Source organism: Arthrobacter sp. 01T425 (assembly GCF_056398725.1).
Window position 1 is genome coordinate 1 of the sequence record NZ_JBFTPY010000025.1, and the last position, 20,464, is coordinate 20,464.

21 protein-coding genes are annotated in these 20,464 nt (G+C 68.3%); 10 read left to right on the forward strand and 11 right to left on the reverse strand.

The window, feature by feature from the left end; translation table 11 throughout:
- The 3 genes from AC1DNG_RS19815 to rraA form a co-directional block, all read right to left on the reverse strand.
- The coding region (locus AC1DNG_RS19815; protein WP_476888070.1) for a helix-turn-helix domain-containing protein at positions 1-620 on the reverse strand (620 nt) is incomplete at its 3' end.
- A 128-nt stretch (positions 621-748) separates the two neighbouring features.
- The gene (locus AC1DNG_RS19820; protein ID WP_476888071.1) at positions 749-2,407 is read right to left on the reverse strand and encodes an MDR family MFS transporter; all 1,659 of its coding nucleotides are present in this window, start codon (positions 2,405-2,407) and stop codon (positions 749-751) included.
- A gap of 102 nt (positions 2,408-2,509) precedes the next feature.
- Positions 2,510-2,986: a ribonuclease E activity regulator RraA gene (gene rraA, locus AC1DNG_RS19825; protein WP_223914960.1), complete on the reverse strand. Its 477-nt coding sequence runs from the start codon at positions 2,984-2,986 to the stop codon at positions 2,510-2,512.
- 154 nt (positions 2,987-3,140) lie between these two features.
- Between rraA and AC1DNG_RS19830 the strand changes: the two genes are divergently transcribed.
- The 6 genes from AC1DNG_RS19830 to AC1DNG_RS19855 all read left to right on the forward strand — a co-directional run bounded on the left by AC1DNG_RS19830 (position 3,141) and on the right by AC1DNG_RS19855 (position 8,840).
- Positions 3,141-4,406, forward strand: a complete 1,266-nt coding sequence (locus AC1DNG_RS19830; protein WP_476888072.1) for an MFS transporter — start codon at positions 3,141-3,143, stop codon at positions 4,404-4,406.
- A gap of 181 nt (positions 4,407-4,587) precedes the next feature.
- Entirely contained in the window at positions 4,588-5,145 is a 558-nt protein-coding gene (locus AC1DNG_RS19835) for a TetR/AcrR family transcriptional regulator (RefSeq protein WP_476857711.1), read from the forward strand.
- A 302-nt stretch (positions 5,146-5,447) separates the two neighbouring features.
- Entirely contained in the window at positions 5,448-6,641 is a 1,194-nt protein-coding gene (locus AC1DNG_RS19840; protein WP_374208206.1) for an NAD(P)-dependent malic enzyme, read from the forward strand.
- A 177-nt stretch (positions 6,642-6,818) separates the two neighbouring features.
- Positions 6,819-7,319, forward strand: a complete 501-nt coding sequence (locus AC1DNG_RS19845) for a DUF456 domain-containing protein (protein ID WP_476888073.1) — start codon at positions 6,819-6,821, stop codon at positions 7,317-7,319.
- 33 nt (positions 7,320-7,352) lie between these two features.
- The gene (locus AC1DNG_RS19850; RefSeq protein ID WP_476888074.1) at positions 7,353-8,402 is read left to right on the forward strand and encodes a hypothetical protein; all 1,050 of its coding nucleotides are present in this window, start codon (positions 7,353-7,355) and stop codon (positions 8,400-8,402) included.
- 81 nt (positions 8,403-8,483) lie between these two features.
- Positions 8,484-8,840 carry a nuclear transport factor 2 family protein gene (locus AC1DNG_RS19855; protein WP_028277562.1) on the forward strand — a complete coding sequence of 119 codons (357 nt, stop codon included), beginning with the start codon at positions 8,484-8,486 and terminating at the stop codon, positions 8,838-8,840.
- 21 nt (positions 8,841-8,861) lie between these two features.
- On the opposite strand, the gene AC1DNG_RS19860 is transcribed toward AC1DNG_RS19855, so the two are convergent.
- Positions 8,862-9,524: a LysE family translocator gene (locus AC1DNG_RS19860; protein WP_028277561.1), complete on the reverse strand. Its 663-nt coding sequence runs from the start codon at positions 9,522-9,524 to the stop codon at positions 8,862-8,864.
- 117 nt (positions 9,525-9,641) lie between these two features.
- On the opposite strand from AC1DNG_RS19860, the gene AC1DNG_RS19865 reads away from it, so the two are divergent.
- Positions 9,642-10,097 (forward strand): Lrp/AsnC family transcriptional regulator, encoded by a 456-nt coding sequence (locus AC1DNG_RS19865; protein ID WP_079555658.1) that lies wholly within the window; start codon positions 9,642-9,644, stop codon positions 10,095-10,097.
- A gap of 14 nt (positions 10,098-10,111) precedes the next feature.
- Here AC1DNG_RS19865 and AC1DNG_RS19870 read toward each other — a convergent pair whose 3' ends face one another.
- Entirely contained in the window at positions 10,112-10,570 is a 459-nt protein-coding gene (locus AC1DNG_RS19870) for an Lrp/AsnC family transcriptional regulator (protein WP_176803545.1), read from the reverse strand.
- Positions 10,571-10,903: 333 nt separating this feature from the next.
- Between AC1DNG_RS19870 and gluQRS the strand changes: the two genes are divergently transcribed.
- Genes gluQRS through AC1DNG_RS19885 form a run of 3 tightly spaced genes read left to right on the forward strand, consistent with a single transcriptional unit; the run spans position 10,904 to position 13,551 of the window.
- The gene (gluQRS, locus tag AC1DNG_RS19875; RefSeq protein ID WP_476888075.1) at positions 10,904-11,851 is read left to right on the forward strand and encodes a tRNA glutamyl-Q(34) synthetase GluQRS; all 948 of its coding nucleotides are present in this window, start codon (positions 10,904-10,906) and stop codon (positions 11,849-11,851) included.
- A gap of 9 nt (positions 11,852-11,860) precedes the next feature.
- Positions 11,861-12,547 (forward strand): HD domain-containing protein, encoded by a 687-nt coding sequence (locus AC1DNG_RS19880; RefSeq protein WP_476888076.1) that lies wholly within the window; start codon positions 11,861-11,863, stop codon positions 12,545-12,547.
- A gap of 2 nt (positions 12,548-12,549) precedes the next feature.
- Complete coding sequence (locus AC1DNG_RS19885) at positions 12,550-13,551, forward strand: NADP-dependent oxidoreductase (RefSeq protein ID WP_476888077.1); 1,002 nt, start codon at positions 12,550-12,552, stop codon at positions 13,549-13,551.
- On the opposite strand, the gene AC1DNG_RS19890 is transcribed toward AC1DNG_RS19885, so the two are convergent.
- The 6 genes from AC1DNG_RS19890 to AC1DNG_RS19915 form a co-directional block, all read right to left on the reverse strand.
- Positions 13,541-14,164, reverse strand: coding sequence for a transmembrane-type terpene cyclase (locus AC1DNG_RS19890; protein ID WP_476888078.1), 624 nt, complete (start codon positions 14,162-14,164; stop codon positions 13,541-13,543). The two genes, AC1DNG_RS19885 and AC1DNG_RS19890, sit on opposite strands and share 11 nt — an antisense overlap.
- 107 nt (positions 14,165-14,271) lie before the next feature.
- A complete protein-coding gene (locus AC1DNG_RS19895; RefSeq protein ID WP_230008091.1) occupies positions 14,272-15,588 on the reverse strand; it encodes an ATP-binding protein in 1,317 nt (438 codons plus the stop codon).
- Between the two features lie 121 nt (positions 15,589-15,709).
- Entirely contained in the window at positions 15,710-17,293 is a 1,584-nt protein-coding gene (locus AC1DNG_RS19900; protein WP_476857715.1) for an amino acid permease, read from the reverse strand.
- 27 nt (positions 17,294-17,320) lie between these two features.
- Complete coding sequence (locus AC1DNG_RS19905; protein WP_476888079.1) at positions 17,321-18,484, reverse strand: aspartate ammonia-lyase; 1,164 nt, start codon at positions 18,482-18,484, stop codon at positions 17,321-17,323.
- Between the two features lie 9 nt (positions 18,485-18,493).
- Complete coding sequence (locus AC1DNG_RS19910; protein WP_476888080.1) at positions 18,494-19,555, reverse strand: asparaginase; 1,062 nt, start codon at positions 19,553-19,555, stop codon at positions 18,494-18,496.
- A gap of 126 nt (positions 19,556-19,681) precedes the next feature.
- The gene (locus tag AC1DNG_RS19915) at positions 19,682-20,377 is read right to left on the reverse strand and encodes a FadR/GntR family transcriptional regulator (RefSeq protein ID WP_476851857.1); all 696 of its coding nucleotides are present in this window, start codon (positions 20,375-20,377) and stop codon (positions 19,682-19,684) included.
- Between the last annotated feature and the right edge of the window lie 87 nt (positions 20,378-20,464).

The following is a 20,464-nucleotide window of genomic DNA, read 5'->3' on the forward strand; positions in this document are numbered from 1 at the left end:
GTTTCATCGCCGTGGATCTCTGCGTAGGCGACCCGGGAGTGGTCGTCGATGACGGTGTGGACATAGGCGGTCCCGATCAGTGGCCCGCGGTGTCTGCTGCGCGCCTTGTCCGGGGTTCCTGCCCGGTTCCGGTCTCCTTGCTGCCGCCCGACGTAGCGCCAGCCGCCGCCGTCGGGGATGTTCCCGAGCTTCTTCACGTCGACGTGGATCATCGCTCCAGGAGTCTCATGTTCATAGCGGCGGATGACCTCCCCGGTGCGCTTGTCCACGTGGTGCAGCCGGTTCAGCCGGCACCGGACCAGAACCGCGTGCACGGTCGAGGCCGGCATGGCCAGCTTCGCGCCGATCGCGACCGGCCCCAGCCGTCGCTTCCAGCGCAGGTGCACTACCTTGCGCACCAGCTGCTGCGGTGTCCGGTTCGCCACCCGGTGCGGGCGCGAGGACCTGTCGGCCATGCCGTCCTGACCCATCGCGGCGTAGCGGGTCGCCCACCGTTTGGCCGTGGGCCAGGCGCAGTTGAACTGTTCGGCAGCCCGGGACACCGGCCAGCCGTGGTCTACGACCAGACGCGCGACGCGCAAACGTTGGCGTGGAGTCAAAGCGGCATTAGCGTGGGACATTGAGGACCTCCTGGTCGCTGCAGCGGTTGTCTAAGCAACTCCACCGTGCAACCGGAGGTCCTCACCTTTAGGTCAACGACTCCAGCGAGTCATCACATTCACCGAACCAACGTCCCTGGGCAGTACACCTAGTGGGCGGCGGCCACGGCGCCCTCCCGGGCAACCGCCTTCGGGTCCGTGAGTTTCTTGTTCGGCAGGGCGAACGTGATCAGGAAGGCGATGCCGGTGAGCACGGCGGCCGTGAGCATGACCGCGTCGATCGACTGCGCGAAGCCCTCGACGATGGGACGGGTGAGCGTCGAGTTGGCCGTGTGCAGCCAGCTGGTGTCGTTGAGCGAGTCGTTGCTGGCGCCGTTCTTGAAGAAGTCGTAGAGCTGGGCGTTGGCCGGGTCGGCGGCCACGGCCGGATCCTTGAGCACCTTGAGGTAGTCAGCATTCTGCGCGGCGTCCTTCATGCCCGTGGCGATCTTGTCCGCCGCGAGGCTGAAAAGCATCGAGATGAACACTGCCGTGCCAACCGCGCCGCCCATGGAACGGAAGAACGCGGCGGAGGAAGTGCCCACGCCCATGTCCTTCGAGGGCACGGAGACCTGCATGGCCAGCGTCAGGGGCTGCATGCAGAAGCCCAGTCCCAGGCCGAAGAACACGGCGATGGCGCCGGGGACCCACAGCGGGGTGTCCACGCCGAGGGAGAGGCCCATGACGACGGCGGCCGCCGTCAGCGTTGCGGTGCCAAGGATCGGGAAGATCCGGTAGGTGCCCGAGGCCGAGATGGTCCGGCCCGCTGTGATGGAGCCGGTGAGGATGCCCACGGTGAAAGTGATCATCATGAGGCCGGCCTCGGTGGGGGTCAGGCCCTTGACCAGCTGCAGGTACATGGGCAGCATCGCGATGGCGCCGAACATGCCGATGCCGATGATGAAGTTCAGCAGCGAGGACAGGCCGAAGGTGATGTTCTGGAACAGCCGGAGCGGGATCAGCGCGTAGTCGGCGGCGTGCCGTTCGGCCAGCAGGAACGCGATGATGCCCACGACGCCGAGTGCGTAGCAGAGGTAGGAGTTCGCGGAGCTCCAGCCCCAGGTGCGGCCCTGTTCGGCCACGAGGAGGAGCGGCACAATGGCCAGCGTGATGGCCGCGGCGCCCCAGTAGTCGATCTTCTGCTTCACGTGCTTGGCGGGGAGGTGCAGGTACATGAACACCACCGTGAGGGCCGCGAGACCGATCGGGATGTTGATCAGGAACACCCAGCGCCAGCCGTCGATCCCGAGGACGGTTTCGGTGCCCGCGAAGGCGCCGCCGATCACCGGGCCCAGGACGGAGGAGATGCCGAAGACCGACATGAAGTAGCCCTGGTACTTGGCCCGGTCCTTGAGCGGCACGATGTCGCCGATGATGGTCAGGGCGAGGGCCAGGAGGCCGCCGGCGCCCATGCCCTGGATGCCGCGGGCAATGGCGAGCTCGGTCATTGAGTGGACCGAGCCGGCGTAGAGCGAACCGGCGAGGAAGATCACGATGGCGATGAGATACAGCGGGCGGCGCCCGAAGATGTCACTGAGCTTGCCGTAGAGCGGCGTGCTCACCGTGGAGGTGATGAGGTAGGCGGTGGTGGCCCAGGCCTGCAGGGAGAGGCCGTCGAGGTCGTTGGCGATCGTGTAGATCGAGGTGGACACGATCGTCTGGTCCAGCGAAGACAGGAACATGCCGAGCATGAGTCCCACCATGACGGTGATGGTCTGACGGTGGGTCAGGACCTCTCCCGCGGCGCGCACGGAGGTGGTTTTGGACATGACTGCTCCAAGGTGAAGTGGGGGATTAAGCGGATAGTTGCTTTCAGTAACTATGTTACTGGCTGAATTGTTCCCGCCACTACCTCGGGGAGAAGAAAGTCCTTAGCGTTCGACCAGGATCCCGTCCGGATCGCACCAGATCATCACGCCGGGGCGGATGGCCACGCCGTCGATTTCCAGGGGCACGTCGATTGCCCCGGCGCCGTCCTTGGCGCTCTTGCGCGGGTTGCTGCCCAGTGCCTTGACCCCGAGCGGCAGCCCCGCGATGGCGAGCCGGTCCCGGATGGCACCGTTGATAACGACGCCGGCCCAGCCGTTCGCGACGGCGCTCGCCGCGATCATGTCCCCCATCAGTGCGGTGCGAAGGGAACCGGCGCCGTCGACCACCAGGACGGAGCCGTGGCCGGGAGCGGCCAGCACGGACTTGACCAGCGCATTGTCCTCAAAGCAGCGGATAGTCCGGACCGGCCCGCTGAAATGCGTGTGCCCGCCCAGGGACTGGAACTGCACCGACACGGATTCCAGCTCCCCGCCGCGCTCGTCGTAAAGGTCTGCGGTATTCAGGGCGGAAGCGTTCACAGTGACTCCTTGAGTGTTAACCGGATGGCGTGGCAGAGCGGGTTGGCAGCGTGTTTCATGACCGAGACTCGCACATTGCGCCCAGATCTGCCGAGTCCCGGTAGTCTGGCTGCGCACTGATACATATGCCTGATCATCAGTTCCAGGGGGAGCCATGAGCATGTCCGATACCACCGCGCCGGCGCTCGCCGAACCCGAACGCCGCGTCCGGCCTGTCTGGACGGCAGGGGTGGTGCTGGTCAACGTCGGCATCAACGCGGCATTCTTCGGCCCGCTCCAGGTGCTCCTCGGCCAACAGGCGGCAGCCTTCAGCGAACCGGACAAGGAAGCCATCCTCGCCCTCGTGACGGGTGCGGGTGCGGCCGTGTCCCTGGTGGCCAACCCCCTCTTCGGCGCCTTCAGCGACCGGACCACCGCGCGCCGGGGGCGGCGGGTGCCGTGGGTGCTCTTTGGTGCCGTCCTGGGTGCCGCGGCCCTGATCGCGCTGGCCGGCGCCCCGGGCGTTGCCGCAATGACGCTGCTCTGGTGCCTCGTCCAGGCCGGCTGCAACGGCGCCTATGCGGCCATCACGGCGGCCATCCCGGACCGCGTGCCGGTACCCCAGCGCGGCACCGTCGGCGGCCTTGCCGCCATGGGCCAGACAGCGGGAATCCTGGCAGGGGCGGTGATCGCCGCCGCCGTCGCCGGAAACTTCGCCGCGGGGTATGTTGTCTGCGCGGTGGCGCTGCTCGCCGGCGTCGTGCTCTATTACTTCAAGAACGACGACGTTCCGCTGCCTGCGCAGGCCCGTCCGCCGTTCAGTCTGGGCGGCTTTGTGCGGGGTTTTTGGATTTCCCCGGCCCGCCATCCGGATTTTGCCTGGGCCTGGCTGACACGGCTCCTGGTGAACATCGGCAACCATATGATCACCCTCTACCTGCTGTTTTTCCTCAACGACGCCGTCCGCGTCCGCGAAACCCAGGGTATCGAGCCCGAGTTTGGCGTCCTGATCCTCACAGGCCTGTATGCCGTCATGGTGATCATCACCAGCGTGGTCGGCGGCCGGCTGAGCGACCGCCTGGGCCGCCGGAAGCCGCTGGTCATCATCTCTTCCGCCGTGATCGCCGCAGCCTCCCTCATTCTTGCGTTCGCGCCCACCTGGCCGGGTGCGCTGGTCGGCGCGTCCGTGCTCGGCATCGGCTTCGGCTGCTATCTGGCGGTGGATTTTGCCCTCATTACCCAGGTGCTGCCCACGGCCCTGAACCGGGGCAGGGATCTTGGCGTCATCAACATTGCCAACTCGCTGCCGCAAGTGCTCGCCCCGCTGATCGCGTACCCCTTTGTTGCCTTCTGGGGCGGCTATGTGGCGCTGTACTTGGCGGCCGCCGTGATTGGGCTCCTGGGGGCCGTGTTCGTGGTGAAGATCAAGGGCGTGGACTGAGCCGCCCGCGTTCCGTGCAGGGGGCCTCGGAGCCCCGGTCTCCTCGCCGGGCGCCCGGATTCGTGGCGTATAGTGGACGGCAATTGCCGCGGCAGCGCGGTGGGCGGATCGCGCCCGGCTGCCGAGAAAAACGACCCCCGGAACGCTGCTGATGCCTGATTTTCACTCAGATCTTCCACCGATGGCCCCTCCACCCACTCTGCCCCGGCAGCGGCTCCGTTACGTGCGGATCCTAGATGTTGCCGCGGGGTTTGCCCGCAAGGGCCTGGACTCCGTGGTCCTGTCCGAGGTGGCGGCCAAGGCGGACGTGCCACTGGGGACGCTGTACCGCTACTTCCCGTCGGCCACCCAGCTGGTCCTGGCGCTGTACCGCAAGCAACTGGGCGAACTGCTCGCGGGGAGCTCGCCGGCGGCCGGCAAGGTCGCGGCCCAGGCCCTCGCGGGAGTGGTGATGGAGATCTTCCACATGCGCCTGATGCAGCCCGCCGTGGAGCAGTCCCTCAACCGGGCGGTCTACGTCAAGGACAACGACACAACGCGGCTGCTGCGCGAGATCGATGCGACGGCCGAGAAGGCAGTCACGGCGGCGTGCGGCGACCCGGCCGTGGCCCGGGTCCTGCTGCTGACGGTTACGGGCCTGGTCCAGGCCGTCCGCTGCCGCCGGCTGTCCCTCTTCGAAGCGGAGGAGGACCTGAAGAAGGCCTGTTCCCTCCTGCAGCGGACCCCGCAGGCCGCGTAACTGGTCTAGACCAGCGGCCCGGAATATGCCCTCCCGCGCGTGATCCGGGTCACATATTCTGGAGAGGAAACGTTTCACCACGGGTGGGTAACGCTCCCCGCGGGCGTAACGGGCGCGATGCCCTGTTTACCATTGCTGGACCGGAGCCGGCTGATGCCGGCAAATCGGGGAAACACCGGCGACCGCCACCTCTGGTCGCCGCCGCCCCTGCCAGACCAACTTGAGCATCCTTGCTTGAGCTTCCATGAGCCGTGCGCCCACGGTGAGCCCCAGGAGACAACGACGTGTCCACTGAAACGATCATTCCCGCCGATTCCACCTCCCCGGCTGAGCCAGTAGCCGTGCTCAGCGACGAGGAAATCTTCGCATCCCACGAGGGCGGCAAGCTGTCGATTTCCAGCACCGTCCCGCTTGCCAGCAAGCGCGACCTCTCCATCGCCTACACGCCCGGTGTCGCCCAGGTCAGCCGCGCCATCCACGCCAACCCGGAGCTCGCCAAGACGCTCACGTGGGCCCAGCGCCTCGTGGTGGTGGTCAGCGACGGCACGGCCGTGCTGGGGCTGGGCAACATTGGCGCCAGCGCCTCGCTGCCCGTGATGGAGGGCAAGTCCGCGCTGTTCAAGGCCTTCGGCGAACTCGACTCCATCCCGCTGGTCCTCAACACCACCGACGTCGACGAAATCATCGAGACACTTGTCCGGCTGCGCCCCAGTTTCGGCGCCGTCAACCTTGAGGACATCGCCGCGCCCCGCTGCTTCGAACTAGAGGAGAAACTCATCGAGGCGCTGGACTGCCCGGTCATGCACGATGACCAGCACGGCACCGCCGTCGTCGTCCTCGCCGCCCTGACCAACGCCGCCAAGGTGACCGGCCGGACCCTCGACAGCCTGCGTGTGGTGGTCTCCGGCGCCGGGGCCGCCGGGATCGCGGTCGCCGAAATCCTGCTGACGGCCGGAATCGGCGACGTCGTCCTCCTGGACTCCCGCGGCACCATCAACAAGGACCGCGCGGACATCGCCGCCGATCCGGCCAGCAAGAAGGCCCAGCTCGCCGCCCGCAGCAACCCTCGTGGCGTGACAGGCGGCCCGGGGGAGGCGCTGCTCGGCGCCGACGTGTTCGTCGGGGTCTCCTCTTCGAAGCTGGACGAGGAGCACCTCAAGCTGATGAACCACAGCTCGATCGTGTTCGCCCTGTCGAACCCGGACCCGGAAGTCCTGCCGGAGGTCGCGAGCAAGTACGCGGCCGTCGTCGCCACCGGACGCAGCGACTTCCCGAACCAGATCAACAATGTCCTGGCCTTCCCCGGCATCTTCCGCGGCGCCCTCGACGCCGGCGCCCGCCGGATCACGCCGGCCATGAAGCTCGCCGCGGCCCGGGCCATCGCGGAACTGGCCGAGGACGACCTTTCCGCGGACTACATCGTGCCCAGCCCGCTGGATCCGCGCGTGGCCCCGGCCGTCTCCGCCGCAGTCGCCGCGGCGGTGGCCGCCGAGTAGCAGGCCGCGTCAGAAGGCATCCGACACCGGACGACGACGGCGGCGCTTCCCTGAGGGGGGAGCGCCGCCGCTGTCGTTCGGCGGGAATCAACCAGCCCTCCGTCCGGAAGTTAGGCGCCGGCATTCCGGGCCCGGGGCCGTCAACGGCAGCCCCGGGCCCGGCCATAGACTGGGGCCATGAACCCCGAGATTGTCGTGACAGTGCTCTGCGGCCTCGCCATCGTGGTGGGCGTTGCCGGGACGATCATTCCCGTTCTGCCCGGCAGCATCCTGATCGGGGCGAGCCTGCTTGCCTGGGCATTGTGGGGCGGCGCCGGGACCACCGGTTGGGTGGTCTTCGGGATCGGGATGCTTTTCGTTCTGGCCGGCCTGGCCGCGAGCACCGTCCTGACCGGCCGGAAGCTCAAGCAGCACAGCATCCCGAGCCGTTCCGTGGTGGTGGGCCTCGTGCTGGGCGTGGCCGGCATGTTCGTCATCCCCGTGGTGGGGCTCTTTGTGGGCTTCGCCGCCGGGCTCCTGCTCAGCGAGCTGCTGCGCACCCGCGTGTTCGGCACCGCAGTGGCCTCGAGCTGGGCCGCGCTGAAGGCCACGGGCCTGGGCATGATCGTGGAATTCGGCCTCGCGTGCCTCGCCGCGAGCACCTGGGTGATCGGCCTCTGGGTGGCCTCGGCGGCCTAGCAGCGGCCTGCCGGAGCCTACTACCATGGGGGAATGAGCGCCGGACTTGGCGAATCCGCCCCCCAAATTCCTGACGGCCGCATTCCCGCTGGCCAGCTTGCTGACGGCGAAAGTCCCGACGGCCAGCGCAGGCCGTACACGGACACCCGCGACCTGACGCCCTACCGCAAGGTAGTGGTCCGGACACCCGTCCGCGGCCTGGCCGGCACCGTGGGCGGCGCGGTGGCCGGACTCATGGCGGGCCGGGCACCCGGGACGCTGGCCGCCGAAGGCGGGGTGCCCCGGCTGGGCAGGGTAGGGGGCCGGACCTCCGCCAAGAGGATGAAAGCCGTGCACTCCGCCGTCTTCGGAAGCACCGATCCTGACCGCCTGATAACCCTGGCCCGCTCCTACCCCGGCTGGGCGGGGGTGTGCTACCTCATGGCCGGGCTGCTGGCGTACGCCCACGGCGGGCACCTGCGCGCGTCCGAACTCCTGCAGCACGGCCTGAGACTGCGGAACGACGAGGACGCCAACCGCTACGCCGGCGAATACCTGGCCGGCGTGGTCACCAGGGTGGAGGTGGCCGAGCGGATTGAGGTTCCGGTGCTCTTCTCCGAGGAGGCCGTGTTCCTGGCGCTGTCCCATTCCCTGCGCGAGACCGGCCAGACGGAGGCGGCGCTGGCGGCGCTGGCCGGCCTGCCGCCGTCGTTGCCGCTCGCCCTGGCGCGCTGTTCGCTGGAGGCCGAGCTGGGACGCGACGTCGACGTGGTGGCAGAGACCGAGGGCCTGCTGAACGCGGACGATCTGTCCGCGGCGCTGCTGCTGGTGCGTGCCCGGTCGCTGCGCAGGCTCGGCGCCTACACCGCTTCCCGTTCGGCCCTGCAGGAAGTCCTGCGGCGCAGGAAGACTGACTTCACCCTCCGCAGCGACGCGCTGACGGACACCGCCCTGCTCCTCCTCGAGGCGGGCCGCAAGACCCTCGGCGGCCGGGACTGGCAGCGACACAAACCGGCACAGCTGGAGGCCGTGAAAGCCATCCGCAAAGACGCCGAAATGCACGAACTCTGGGACCGCGAGTACGGGCGCGCTGACGACGACTGACGGGCTTCCACGCCCGATCGCGGCCAAATCCACGTATCCACTACTCTTGCGGGCCCCTGGGGCGGGGAGTACAAACGAGGCATGAGAGATGCGGTGGAGCGCTGGATGCAGCACTACATCACAGCGTGGACGACGAACGATCCGGAGGACATCCGGGCGCTGTTTACCGAGGACGCCATTTATGCGACCAGCCCCCAGGAAGCCGAACCATGGCAGGGCCGGGACGATATCGTGGAGCACTGGCTTGCCGGGCGTGATGAGCCGGATGACTGGATGTTTGAATGGAAGCTGCTGGGGGTCGACGGCGGCCGGGCGTTTGTGCAGGGCCTGACGACGTATCGCGGCAACAGCCGGAGCTATGACAACTTGTGGGTCATCCAACTGACCGCGGACGGCCGCGCGTCGTCCTTCACCGAGTGGTACATGCAGCGCAAGTAGCCCCAGGGCGGATTCGCGCCCTCACCCGTGCGTCATGGCTGCGCTGAGGGCGGGCACGATCTGCTCGGCGAGCAGCAAGGCGCCCAGGGCCAGCATGATGATCCCGCTGGCCAGCGTCACTTGGCGCGCTGCGCCCGGCCTGGCCTGCAGCAGTTTCCGCGCCAGGAGTGCCACACAGCTGTAGATGACGCCCACGAGCAGGATGAAGGTCAGCCCGAGCAGACCCGACTGGACCGGAACCGGCCACGCGGCGTCAGGGCTGACGAACTGCGGCACCAGGGCCACGAAGAACAGCAGGCCCTTGGGGTTGATCCCGCTGATGCCCATGCCCTGGAGGAAGACCCGGAACTGGCTCGCGGGTGTGGCGGCACCGGGAGCAGCGGTACCGGTGCTGAAGCTGGCCCCGCGCCAGGACCGCAGGGTGCTGAAGCCCAGCCACAGCAGGTAGAGGGCGCCCGCCGCGGTCAGCCAGCCCAGCACGCCGGGCATCCCGGCGAGCAGTGCCGCCAGGCCCAGCACAAGCAACGCCGTGTGGAGGGCGTAGCCCCCGCAAAGACCGGCGACGGCGGGCGCGAAGCTGCGCTGCCGGAGCCCGGCCGCGATCGAATAGGCCCAGTCGACGCCGGGGGTGCATGCCAGGGCGACGGCGACAACCAGGAAGGCGAGGAAAAGCTGGGGGTTCATGGCGGGCTCCAGGAATGCGGCACCCCGTGGCGGGTACAAGAAAAACTCTAGGCAAATTCGGCCGGGAAGTGCTCGCTTATTTACTGAAGAATCACCGCTATTGGGTAAGATAATTGCGTGATTGACGCCATTGACAGAAGTATTTTGCGTTACCTCAAATCGGACGGCCGGATGACTGCCACGGCCTTGGCGGCCAAGGTGGGGTTGACCGTGGCCCCGTGCCACCGCCGGCTGCGGGATCTGGAGGCCGCCGGGATCATCCGGGGCTACCGGGCGGACATTGATCCGGCCGCGGTGGGGCTCGGTTTCGAGGCGATCGTGTTCGTGACCCTGCGCCAGGTGGACCGTTCCACCATGGAGATCTTCGAGAGCCGGGTGGCCGGCAATCCCAACATCGTCGAGGCCCAGCGGCTCTTCGGGTCGCCGGACTACCTGCTCAAGGTCATCGCGGAGGACCTGCCCTCCTACCAGCGTTTCTACGACAGTGAACTGACCTCGCTGCCCGGCGTCGAGCGACTGACGTCAACGCTGGTCATGAAGAACCTGAAGGCCAACGCCGGGCCGCCGGTCTAGACGCGTCCGCCTGCTCAGGCGCCGAGCAGTCCCGTGGTCCGGTAGGGAATGACCTCGCGCAGGAACATGCTCGTTGAGGTCCGGACGATTCCGGGACACAGCCGGATTTCCTCTGACACGCGGTAGAGATCGTCCGGACTCTTGGCCACCACCCGGATCAGGAGATCGGTGTCGCCGGCCGGGGCGTGGCATTCGAGCACCTCAGGGATGTTGCGCAGGGCGGCGATTGCCTCGTTGAGGTGGCTCTGGTCCAGTTCCGCGCTGACCGCGGCCGCCACGCCGCGGCCCAGGGCGGACGGCAGCACCCGGCTGCTGTTCGGCCGGAGCGCGCCCGACGCCGACATCCGTTCCAGGCGGGACTGGACGGTGCCGCGGGCCAGGCCCAGCTTCTGCGCCAGCACCATGACCGGCACGCGGGGATCTTCGTCCAGCGCGGCGAGGATCCGCCGGTCCGTCGCGTCAAGCTCCTGCAAAATGACCACTTCCTGTTCGGGGTCCGGGCTGTGATTGATCAGATTGACTACTCTGGGGCCGGTCCGTTGCACCAACTGTAGGGCTTCTGCTCAAATGGTGACAACAAGGGGACGAGGCCACCGCCACGATCCCGAAGGCTACGGACATCCCGGCACACCACCCGGACCCCGGACGAGGCTCCCGCAAGGAACCAGCCGCTGACTGACTCTTGTTCACGCATCGTCATTCCGCACAACGCACTCGCGGCAAGAGCCCCTGAGCCACCGACGCCGGATTTCCCGAAGTCATCGGTAGCTGAGGGGCTCTTGTGCTGCTCCGCATAGGCTTATCCCATGACCTCAGCTGGCCGCTTCGCCCCCAGTCCCTCCGGCGAACTGCATGTCGGCAACCTCCGGACGGCCATCCTGGCGTGGCTGTTCGCCCGGTCCACGGGGCGGCGGTTCCTGCTGCGGGTGGAGGACCTGGACCGTGCCCGGGCCGGCGCCGAGGCCGAGCAACTCCGCGACCTGGCGGCGATCGGCGTGAACTGGGACGGCGGCGTCGTGCGCCAGACGGAGCGTGAGCACCTGTATGACGGGGCGATCGCGGAGCTGACGTCGGCCGGCCTGACCTATGAGTGCTTCTGTACCCGCCGCGAAATCCAGGAGGCCCCCTCGGCACCGCACGCTCCGCTGGGCGCCTACCCGGGAACGTGCCGGAACCTCAGCGGCGCCGAGCGCGAGGCCAAACGGGCCGCCCGGCCGCCGGCTGTCCGGCTCCGCTCCACCGTGGCCGAGGTGACGGTGCGGGACGTGCTCCACGGCAGTTACACCGGGGTGGTCGACGACTTCGTGCTCCGGCGCAACGACGGCGTGACCGCCTACAACCTGGCCGTGGTGGTGGACGACTCCGCGCAGGGCATCGACCAGGTGGTCCGCGGCGATGACCTGCTGCCGTCCACGCCGCGGCAGGCCTATTTGGCGTCGCTGCTCAATATGCCTGTTCCGGAATATGCGCATGTGCCGCTGGTACTGAACGCCGACGGCGCCCGGCTGGCCAAGCGTGACGGCGCCGTCACGCTCGCCGACCTGGCGTTGGCCGGGGTGGGCGCGGACCAGGTCCGGGACACTTTGCTGGACTCCCTTGGCCTCCCGCCGGGCCGCCTCGACGAAGTCCTCGCCGCCTTCGACCCGGCGGCTCTGCCCCGCGAGCCCTGGGTGTGGCCCGGGGTACCGGGAGCGCACAAGGGGGCGCATCCGGGAACCGGCCTCCGGGCAGGGACGGACAGCCGCGGCGCGTAGGCTGGATTCATGACCGAGCCCGCACACGCCCAGCCCCGCTTCACCGTCGAGACAGCCAAGGTCCTGGCCGAGGTGGCCCACAACCGCCAGAAGGACAAGCTCAAGCGGCCATACCGGGAACATGTGCTCGCCGTCGGGGACGCCCTGGCGGACTTCGACGACGACATCCGGATCGCCGGGTACCTCCACGACATCGCGGAGGACACCCCGATGACGCGGCAGGCACTGCTGGACATGGGGGTCTCCGAGCGTGCCGCGGACATCATCGAGCGGGTCACGAAGCGCCTGCATGAGAATCCGGACGACTACCAGGCCGGCATCCGGTACATCGCCGAGGACCACGACGCCACGCTCGTTAAGATTGCCGACAACGCGCACAATTCGCTGCCCGAACGGGTCAAGGCGCTGGCCGAGAAGTGGCCGGACAAGCCCCCGGTCACCCGCTACGACGATGCCCGCCCGGTGCTCTACGCCGCCGTTCCTGTCGAGGAAACCCGGAAAATCCTGGCCCGGATCAATCCCTGGCTGTTGAACGAACTCGACGACATGCTCGACGAGGCGGATGACACGGACTACGAGTTCCTCTCCTATGACGCCCCGGCAGCAGCAGACGCCCCGGCAACGGCCGCTGCAGCAGACGCGGAAGCTGCGCCGGGAGATGCTCCGGCCGGCGACACCGGGTCCGCGCGGGACTGAGCATGCGCGCCTACGTCCTCACACGCTACGGCGGCCCGGACGCCATGGAACTCCGGGATGTTCCGGTTCCCCAGCCCGGCCCGGGTGACGTCCGGATCAAGGTTGCCGCGGCCGGGCTGAACCCGGTGGACTTCAAGTTCCGCGGGGGCGCGCTCCGGCCCATCAGCCATGTCCGCCTGCCGATCGTTGCCGGCTGCGAACTCGCCGGGACGGTGGAAGCAATCGGACCCGGGCCCAACCGCTTTTCCATCGGCGACCGCGTCTACGCCCGGGTGGACAAGGCCAGGCTTGGAGCCTTCGCCGAGCTGGTGTGCGTGCAGCAGGAATTGGTGGCCGCCATGCCGGCGTCGCTCGGATTCGCCGAGGCCGCAGGACTGCCGCTGGCCGGGCTCACGGCGTTGCAGGTCCTCCGCGATGAACTTGCCGTGGGCCGTGGCACCCGGCTCTTCATCTCCGGCGGCGCCGGCGGGGTGGGAACACTCGCCATCCAGCTCGCCAAGTATCTCGGCGCCCAGGTCACCACCACGGCATCGGCCCGCGGCGAGGCGCTGGTGCGCCGGCTGGGGGCGGACGCCGTCATCGACTACAACCGGGAGGACTTCTCCGCGGTACTGCATGATTTCGATGCGGTCCTGGACCTGGTCGGCGGCGTGACCCTCAGGGATTCCTTCCGCATTCTTAAGTCCGGCGGCAGGGTGGTATCCATCGCCGGCGTTCCCGAGCCGCTCACCGCGACGAAAGACCTGGGCTCGCCGCCGATGATCACCGCCGCGTTCTGGCTGATGAGCATGGGCATCCGCCGCCGCGCCCGGAAGGCGAAGGCCAGCTACCGTTACCTGTTCATGCACCCCAGCGGAGATGATTTGCGCACCCTGGCGGCCCTCGTCGACGCCGGCCACGTGCAGCCGGTCATGGACCGCACCTACCCGTTCGCGGAAATTGGGGGAGCCTTCGCCGCGCTCGAACAGGGCCACGCCAAGGGCAAGATCGTCGTCACCCTCTAGCGGCTCCCGGTTGCCGGGCCCGCCACAGCAGGCCGATGTACACCAGGTCAAAGACGCTGCAGAGCGCCCCCACGCCCAGGATCAGGGGCGAGTTGCCGTACCAGCCCAGCGCAATCGTGGGCGCGAGGGTGCCGACCCACTTGGCCACGGCGATCAGCAGGGTCTGGCCGCGGGTGCCGCCCCGGGCGGCGAACATGGCGATGAACAACCCGGACATCAGCAGGTTCTGCAGGAACGCCGCGTAGCGGGCCGCGTCGTCCCAGCCAAACTGGACGACGAACAGCAGCTGGACCGCGAAGGACGTGACGCCCAGCAGGAGCGCCCAGCCGATGAACAGCCGCCGCGTCACCCAGCCCGGCAGCTCGGAGCGGCCGAACCTCAGGAAGGTGTACACAATCACGACGTCGGCCAGTCCCCACGCGATATTGAAGACCCCCTGGGCGGTGATTCCCGTCGCGATGGAGCGCATGGCGTAGATGGCCTCCCAGGCGAAATTTAGGGCCAGCGCGGCGGCCGGGATCGCGTAGCTCCGGTCCTTGAAACCGATCCGGATGGCATCGACGTAGACCACGGTCCAGGCCAGGCCGCTCACAATGGTGAGAAACAGGATCACGCTGCCTCCACTAGGCAATGACTGCTCGGCCATGACTGCAACGCGGGGTCACTTGGCGCCCATGCAGAGCCCCAACATGGGCCGCAACTGACCCCGCGTTGCTTCCCCTACACCCGGCCTAGGTCGTCGATGTCCTCCAGGAACTGCTGGTGCACTTCGGCGCTGACCGTGGTCCGGGTGTCGGCGATCGCGTCGAGGTAGTCCTGGGTGGCCGGACCCTTCCGGACGGCTTCGCGGACTGAGGCGCTGCCGCCGGACGCCGCGCCGCCGTCGTCGTACACCGCCTTTTCCAGCGCCCGCTGGGAGGCGCTGCGGGCCGCGTACTCAATGTCCGCGGGGGAGAACCCCTCGGTGCGGTCCACCAGCAGCTCGACGTCGACGTCGTCCACCACGGTGGCAGGGATGAAGCGCTGCCACATGGCCTCGCGGGCCTGGCGGTCCGGCAGGCCGATCGGGATGACGTAGTCGAAGCGGCCGTGGCGCAGGAATGCGGAGTCCAGGGCGCGGATGAAGTTGGTGGCGCAGACCAGCAGCCGGCCGGGCTGTTCGCGGAAGGCCGGGATGATCTTGAGCAGTTCGTTGGTGACGCCCTGCAGGGGCGACGGCGGTTCGCCGGAGCGCTGGGAGGCGATCTCCTCCACCTCATCGATGAACACGACCGCGTGCTCGAGTTCGGCGATCTCCAGGAAGGTCTCGCGCAGCGCACCGGCCAGCCCCTTGGGGTCTGAGGCCAGCCGGGAGGGGAAGACCTCCACGAACGGCCACTCCAGCCTGGAGGCGATGGCCTTGGCGAAGGTCGTCTTGCCCGTACCGGGCGGGCCGAAGAGGACCACCGCCCGGGGCGGCACCACCCCGTATTCGTCGGCGAGGTCGGCCTCGGCGAGGGGAAGGACCAGCCGGCGTTCCAGCAGCTCCTTCTCGTTGCGCATGCCCGCCACGTTTTCCCAGAGGTCGCGGGCCAGGATCCGGCCACCGAGCTGGCTGAGCGGCTCGAGTTCCTGGCGCTGGACCGGGATTTTCCGCTCGAAGTAGCGCAGGTTCTTCTTCAGGGCGAAGCCGCGGCTCAGGAAGGCCTCCACCCGGGTTTCGGATTCGGGCATCAGGGCCGAGAGCTTGTTGAGCCCGTGCGGGGCCATCCGGTTCTCGACTGAGGCCAGCAGCGAGGTGCCGATGCCGCGGCCCCGGTAATCGGGCAGGGTGGCCAGGAAGACGATCCAGCCCTGGTCGTGGGCGGCGCGTCCGACGGCGGCGCCCACCACCTGCTCGCCCTGCACAGCGACGACGGCGTGGTCCTTTTCGCAGGAGGCGAGCACCTCGGAGAGGGCGTAGACCGGCTCGACGTTGGTGGCCTTGAGGGATTCCCAGAGGTGCAGGATCCCGTCAAGATCGGCCGAATGGAAATCCCTGATCCGCCAATTGGTCATGAGCTGTCTCCCGGGTGGTTCGTCGCTGAGCCATGTTGAGTCTGTCCGCTGAGCATATGCGAACCACGTGCAGGAGAGGTTGCGGGGACGTTGCGTTACGCGGACCCGGACTGCCGGGATGTTACTCCGAATCCCCGCCGGTCCCACGCACGGGTCGGTTGGCCACGAGCGGATACGGGCCGGTGAACCCGTCGCGGACGGCGGCGATCTCCAGGATGCGGTGCCGGCAGAGGCGCCAGCCGAGCATCAGCAGCGGGATGATGACCGCGAGGGAGGCGATGGTCCACGTTCCGACTGGCGAGTCGAAGGCCATGAGGACCAGCACCGCCAGGAGGAAGGCCAGGGTGATCCAGCCCGTGACGGGTGCGCCCGGCATACGGAACGCGGGCCGGAGCAGTTCTCCGCGGGCTGCGAGCCGGGCGAGCTGCATCTGGCACAGGACGATCATGGCCCAGGTGCTGATGATGCCGAGCGATGCGACGTTCAGGACGATCTCGAAGGCCTCGGCCGGGACCACGGCGTTCAGGATCACGCCCAGGACAGCCACTGCGGCAGTGAGGGCGATGCCGCCGTAGGGGACACCGGACTTATTCATCCGGCCGGCGAATTTCGGCGCGGAACCGGAAATGGACATCGAGCGCATGATCCGGCCGGTGGAGTAAAGGCCTGCGTTGAGCGAGGACAGCGCCGCGGTAAGGACCACGAGGTTCATGATGGCGTCCACGCCGTCGACCCCGATGGAGCCGAAGAATGTCACGAAGGGGCTTTCGCCGGCCTTGTAGGAGCTGTAGGGCAGCAGCAGGGAGAGCAGCACGAGCGAGCCGACGTAAAACACAGCGATGCGCACGATCACCGTGTTGATGGCCCGCGGCATGATCTTTTCGGGGTTTTCGGTCTCGCCGGCGGCGGTGCCGATCAGTTCGATCGAGGCGTAGGCGAACACGACGCCCTGCATCACCACGATGGCCGGCAGCAGGCCATTGGGGAACATGCCGCCGTTGTCAGCGATGAGGCTGAAGCCGACCTCCTGCCCGGCCACGGGCGTGCCGAAGATGACGAAGTAGATGCCGACGAGCAGGAAGGACACGAGCGCCACGACCTTGATCAGCGCGAACCAGAATTCCAGCTCGCCGAACACCTTGACGCTGATCAGGTTCAGGCCCAGGACCAGGATCAGGGCCGCCAGCGCCCAGGTCCACTGCGGCACGTCCGCGATGGGCGCCCAGTACTTCTTGAAGAAGTTCATGTACAGCGCGACGGCGGTGATGTCCACGATCGCGGTCATGGCCCAGTTCAGCCAGTACAGCCAGCCGGTGACGAACGCGGCCTTCTCGCCGAAGAATTCGCGGGCGTAGGACACGAACGAGCCGGACGAGGGCCGGTGCATCACGAGTTCGCCGAGCGCGCGCAGGATCATGAACGCGAAGAACCCGCAGACGGCATAGCTGATGATCAGGGCCGGACCGGCGGTGGCGAGCCGGCCGCCGGCGCCCATGAACAGGCCGGTGCCGATGGCGCCGCCGATCGCGATCATCTGGACCTGCCGGGGTTTCAGGCCCTTGTGGTAGCCCTGGTCCTCGGCGTGGAGCGCAGCTCCCGAGGCGTGGGCATGCGCCGGAATGGTGTGGTCGGTGACGGCGGATTGTGGCTGGGTCTGCTGTTGAGCGGGCAGTTTTTGGGCGCGGGCAGTGTCAGGAGAAGTCATGGGGGTCCTTCGGGGTTCGGAGGGGCGCTACTTGCTCAGGTTGGCCAGGCGGTGCGGGCTGAGGAGTTCGGTGAGCTGCTCGTCGGTGAGCAGGCCGTGTTCGAGCACGAGTTCCGCGACGCCCTTGCCGGTGGCGAGGGCTTCCTGGGCGATGGCCGTGGCTGTGGCGTAGCCCAGTTGCGGGTTCAGGGCGGTGACGAGGCCGATGGATTGTTCCACGGTGAGGCGAAGGTGTTCGGTGTTGGCGGTGATGCCCCGGGCGCGCGGGCCCGAGGAGAGCAGYCGGAGGTCGTTGCAGATCTTGGARAGTTTCACGGCGACCCGYTTGAGCACGCCGGAGAGGTGCACGAAGGCGCCGACGTCCTGGGTGGCCTCGATCAGGTCCACGGCCGTGAYSAGCGGCAGGCCGGTGATTTCGGCCAGGTGCCGGCAGGCKGCCTCGGCATACCCGGCGGGGGCGTTCAGGCCGGTGCCGATCGCGGTGGCGCCGAGGTTGATTTCGTGGATCAGCAGGTCGGCCTCGGCCAGGCGGAGCCGGTCCTCGCCGATCGTGACGGCGTAGGTGCCGAACTCCTGGCCGAGGGTCATGGGGACGGCGTCCTGGAGCTGGGTGCGGCCCATCTTGACCACCGTGCGGAACTCGAGGGCCTTGGCGGCGAAGGCGTCTTCGAGCTCGGTGAGGGCCTGGAGCAGTTCCCGGGCCGCGAAGATCGTGCCGAGCTTGACCGCGGTGGGGTAGACGTCGTTGGTGGACTGGCTGAGGTTGACGTGGTCGTTGGGGTGCAGCCGGGCGTAGTCGCCCTTCGGGTGCCCGAGGATTTCCAGGGCCCGGTTGGCGATGACCTCGTTGGCGTTCATGTTCGAGGAGGTCCCGGCGCCGCCCTGGATGACGTCGACGACGAATTGCTCGCTGAGTTTGCCGTTCATGACCTCGGTGCAGGCTTGCCCGATGGCGGCGGCACGCCCGGCGTCGAGCAGTCCGAGCTCGTGGTTGGTGCGGGCGGCGGCGAGTTTCACGGCGGCCAGGCCGCGGACCAGGTGCATGTTGGAGGACAGTGGCTGGCCGGTGATGGGGAAGTTCTCCACGGCCCGGAGGGTGTGGACGCCCCAGTAGGCGCCGGCGGGAACGTCCCGGTCGCCCAGGAGGTCGTGTTCGGAGCGGAATTCTGCGCGTTCGTCGAGCGAGGTCATGGCGGTCCCTTACAGGTCTTTGGGGGCGTGGGAGATCTTGGGGTCAGCGAGGAAATCGGTGGCCTGCAGCAGCCCTACGGGCCGGCCGCCGCCCAGCACAGGGGTAGCGGCGAGGCGCGCCAAGGGGGAGGAGTCGACGTCGAGCGCGGCCAGGACCCGGACGGTGACGGGCATCCGGGCGCGGTCTCCGCCGTCGGAAACCTTCACGGCGAGGGCGCGGCCGTCCGGGAGGCCTACCAGCTGGACGCCCTCGAAGCCGTCCTTGGCGAGCAGGCCGGGGACCAGGCGCATCAGCGCGGTGACGTCCCGGTCCTCGCCCGCAACCATCTCGGGGTGGCGGCGCATGGCGCGGCCGACGGCGGCTTCCGCTTCGGCGGCTTCCGCTTCGCCGGATCCGGTCGCGGCAGCCGCGGCCAGGCGGCCAAAGGCGCGGGCCATGCCGCGCAGCGTGAGCGCGAAGAGCGGGGTGCCGCAGCCGTCAGTGGTGGTGCGCTGGGGGTCTTCACCGGTGAGGTCCGCCACGGTCTGGGCCACCAGCTGCTGCAGCGGGTGCGCCGGGTCCAGATAGCCCTGGACCGGCCAGCCGTTGATGACGCAGGTGGCCGCCATGGCGGCATGCTTTCCGGAACAGTTCTGCGTCAGTTGGGTGGCCCGGCCGCCGCCGCCGAGCCAGTCTTCGCGTTCGCGGGCGCCGTAGGGGAGATCGGTGCTGTTCTCGAGGTCCGCTGGCGTCAGGCCGTGCAGCTCCAGGATGCGCCGGGCGCCGTCACGGTGGCTGGCTGCGCCGGAATGGCTGGCGGCGGCGAGGGCGAGCAGTTCGTCCGGGAGGTCCAGCCCGGCGCGGACCATGGCGACGGCCTGCAGGGGCTTCAGGGCGGACCGCGGGTAGAACGGGGCGAGGGGCTCCCCGGCAGTGAGTAGGATCTGGCCGTCCGCTGCGGTGGCGATGACCGAGCCGTAGTGGACACTCTCGACCAGCCCGTCCCGGGTCTGGACCGCAAGCGGGACGTGCTGCGGCAGCCACTCCGGGGCGAGCGGGGTCGGGGTGTTGTCGAGGGCAGGGGAAGTCATTGCGTCCTTTGGCGGTGGCGGTTGATGCGGTTGTGGTGGCTGGTCACTGTGTTGGTGCTGGTTTTGCCGGTGCTGACCAGATTGCTTCCGGCATTGCTGACGGAACCAGGCACCAGGCGCCTGACGTCAGGCGTTGAGGATCGAGTCGAGGGCAATGCCAACGGCGTGCAGATGCTGGCTCATGGCGATGCGCGCCGTCGCCGCGTCGCCGGCTTCGATCGCGGCCAGGATGCGCCGGTGCTCCTCGTCGGACGCGTGCTGGCGGTCCGCCACCATGTTCAGGGTCTCGGACTGGTGGGCGAGGGCGTCCCGGATGTCCGCGACGACGTTCTCGAAGACCTTGTTGCGGCTGGCCCGCGCGATCAACGCGTGGAAGCTGGAGTCCAGGCCCACCCAGACTTCGGGGTCGTCCTCGCCGCTCATCGCGGCGACGATGTCGCGCAGCGTTGCCAGCTCCTCGGCCGAACGGCGTTCTGCAGCCAGTCCGGCGGCGGGAACCTCGATATGGGGACGCGCCTCCGTGAGGTCGCGGGCCGAGTATTGGCCCAGGACCAGGTCCTTTGCCACGCGGTTGGCGACGACGAACGTGCCCCGCCCGGTCTTGGTGACCGTCAAGCCCAGGGCGGTGCAGGAGCGCAGGGCCTCCCGGATCACGGAGCGGCTCACGCCGTACTGCTGGGCAAGAGTGGCCTCGGAGCTCAGCTTGGCGCCGATGCCGAGCCTGCCGGATTCGATCTCGGTGCGGAGGACGTTAAAAACGGCTTCGGCGGCACTGAGGCGAGCCAATGGCTGTCCTGCTGTCCGGCTGTCTGACAGGTTCACGCTTTAAAATATGGCAGGGATCACACCGGGGTGTCAAGTATGACGGCGGCCCCGGGGGTCCGGGGCCGCCGTCGCCGCTCGGGCCGG

Coding starts and splice junctions, on each gene's coding strand:
- AC1DNG_RS19820 (WP_476888071.1), bottom strand. CDS start 2,407: ATGTCCAAAACCACCTCCGTGCGCGCCGCGGGAGAGGTCCTGACCCAC.
- AC1DNG_RS19830 (WP_476888072.1), top strand. CDS start 3,141: ATGAGCATGTCCGATACCACCGCGCCGGCGCTCGCCGAACCCGAACGC.
- AC1DNG_RS19835 (WP_476857711.1), top strand. CDS start 4,588: ATGGCCCCTCCACCCACTCTGCCCCGGCAGCGGCTCCGTTACGTGCGG.
- AC1DNG_RS19850 (WP_476888074.1), top strand. CDS start 7,353: ATGAGCGCCGGACTTGGCGAATCCGCCCCCCAAATTCCTGACGGCCGC.
- AC1DNG_RS19900 (WP_476857715.1), bottom strand. CDS start 17,293: ATGACTTCTCCTGACACTGCCCGCGCCCAAAAACTGCCCGCTCAACAG.
- AC1DNG_RS19910 (WP_476888080.1), bottom strand. CDS start 19,555: ATGACTTCCCCTGCCCTCGACAACACCCCGACCCCGCTCGCCCCGGAG.
- AC1DNG_RS19885 (WP_476888077.1), top strand. CDS start 12,550: ATGCGCGCCTACGTCCTCACACGCTACGGCGGCCCGGACGCCATGGAA.
- AC1DNG_RS19855 (WP_028277562.1), top strand. CDS start 8,484: ATGAGAGATGCGGTGGAGCGCTGGATGCAGCACTACATCACAGCGTGG.
- AC1DNG_RS19860 (WP_028277561.1), bottom strand. CDS start 9,524: ATGAACCCCCAGCTTTTCCTCGCCTTCCTGGTTGTCGCCGTCGCCCTG.
- AC1DNG_RS19880 (WP_476888076.1), top strand. CDS start 11,861: ATGACCGAGCCCGCACACGCCCAGCCCCGCTTCACCGTCGAGACAGCC.
- gluQRS (WP_476888075.1), top strand. CDS start 10,904: ATGACCTCAGCTGGCCGCTTCGCCCCCAGTCCCTCCGGCGAACTGCAT.
- AC1DNG_RS19895 (WP_230008091.1), bottom strand. CDS start 15,588: ATGACCAATTGGCGGATCAGGGATTTCCATTCGGCCGATCTTGACGGG.
- AC1DNG_RS19845 (WP_476888073.1), top strand. CDS start 6,819: ATGAACCCCGAGATTGTCGTGACAGTGCTCTGCGGCCTCGCCATCGTG.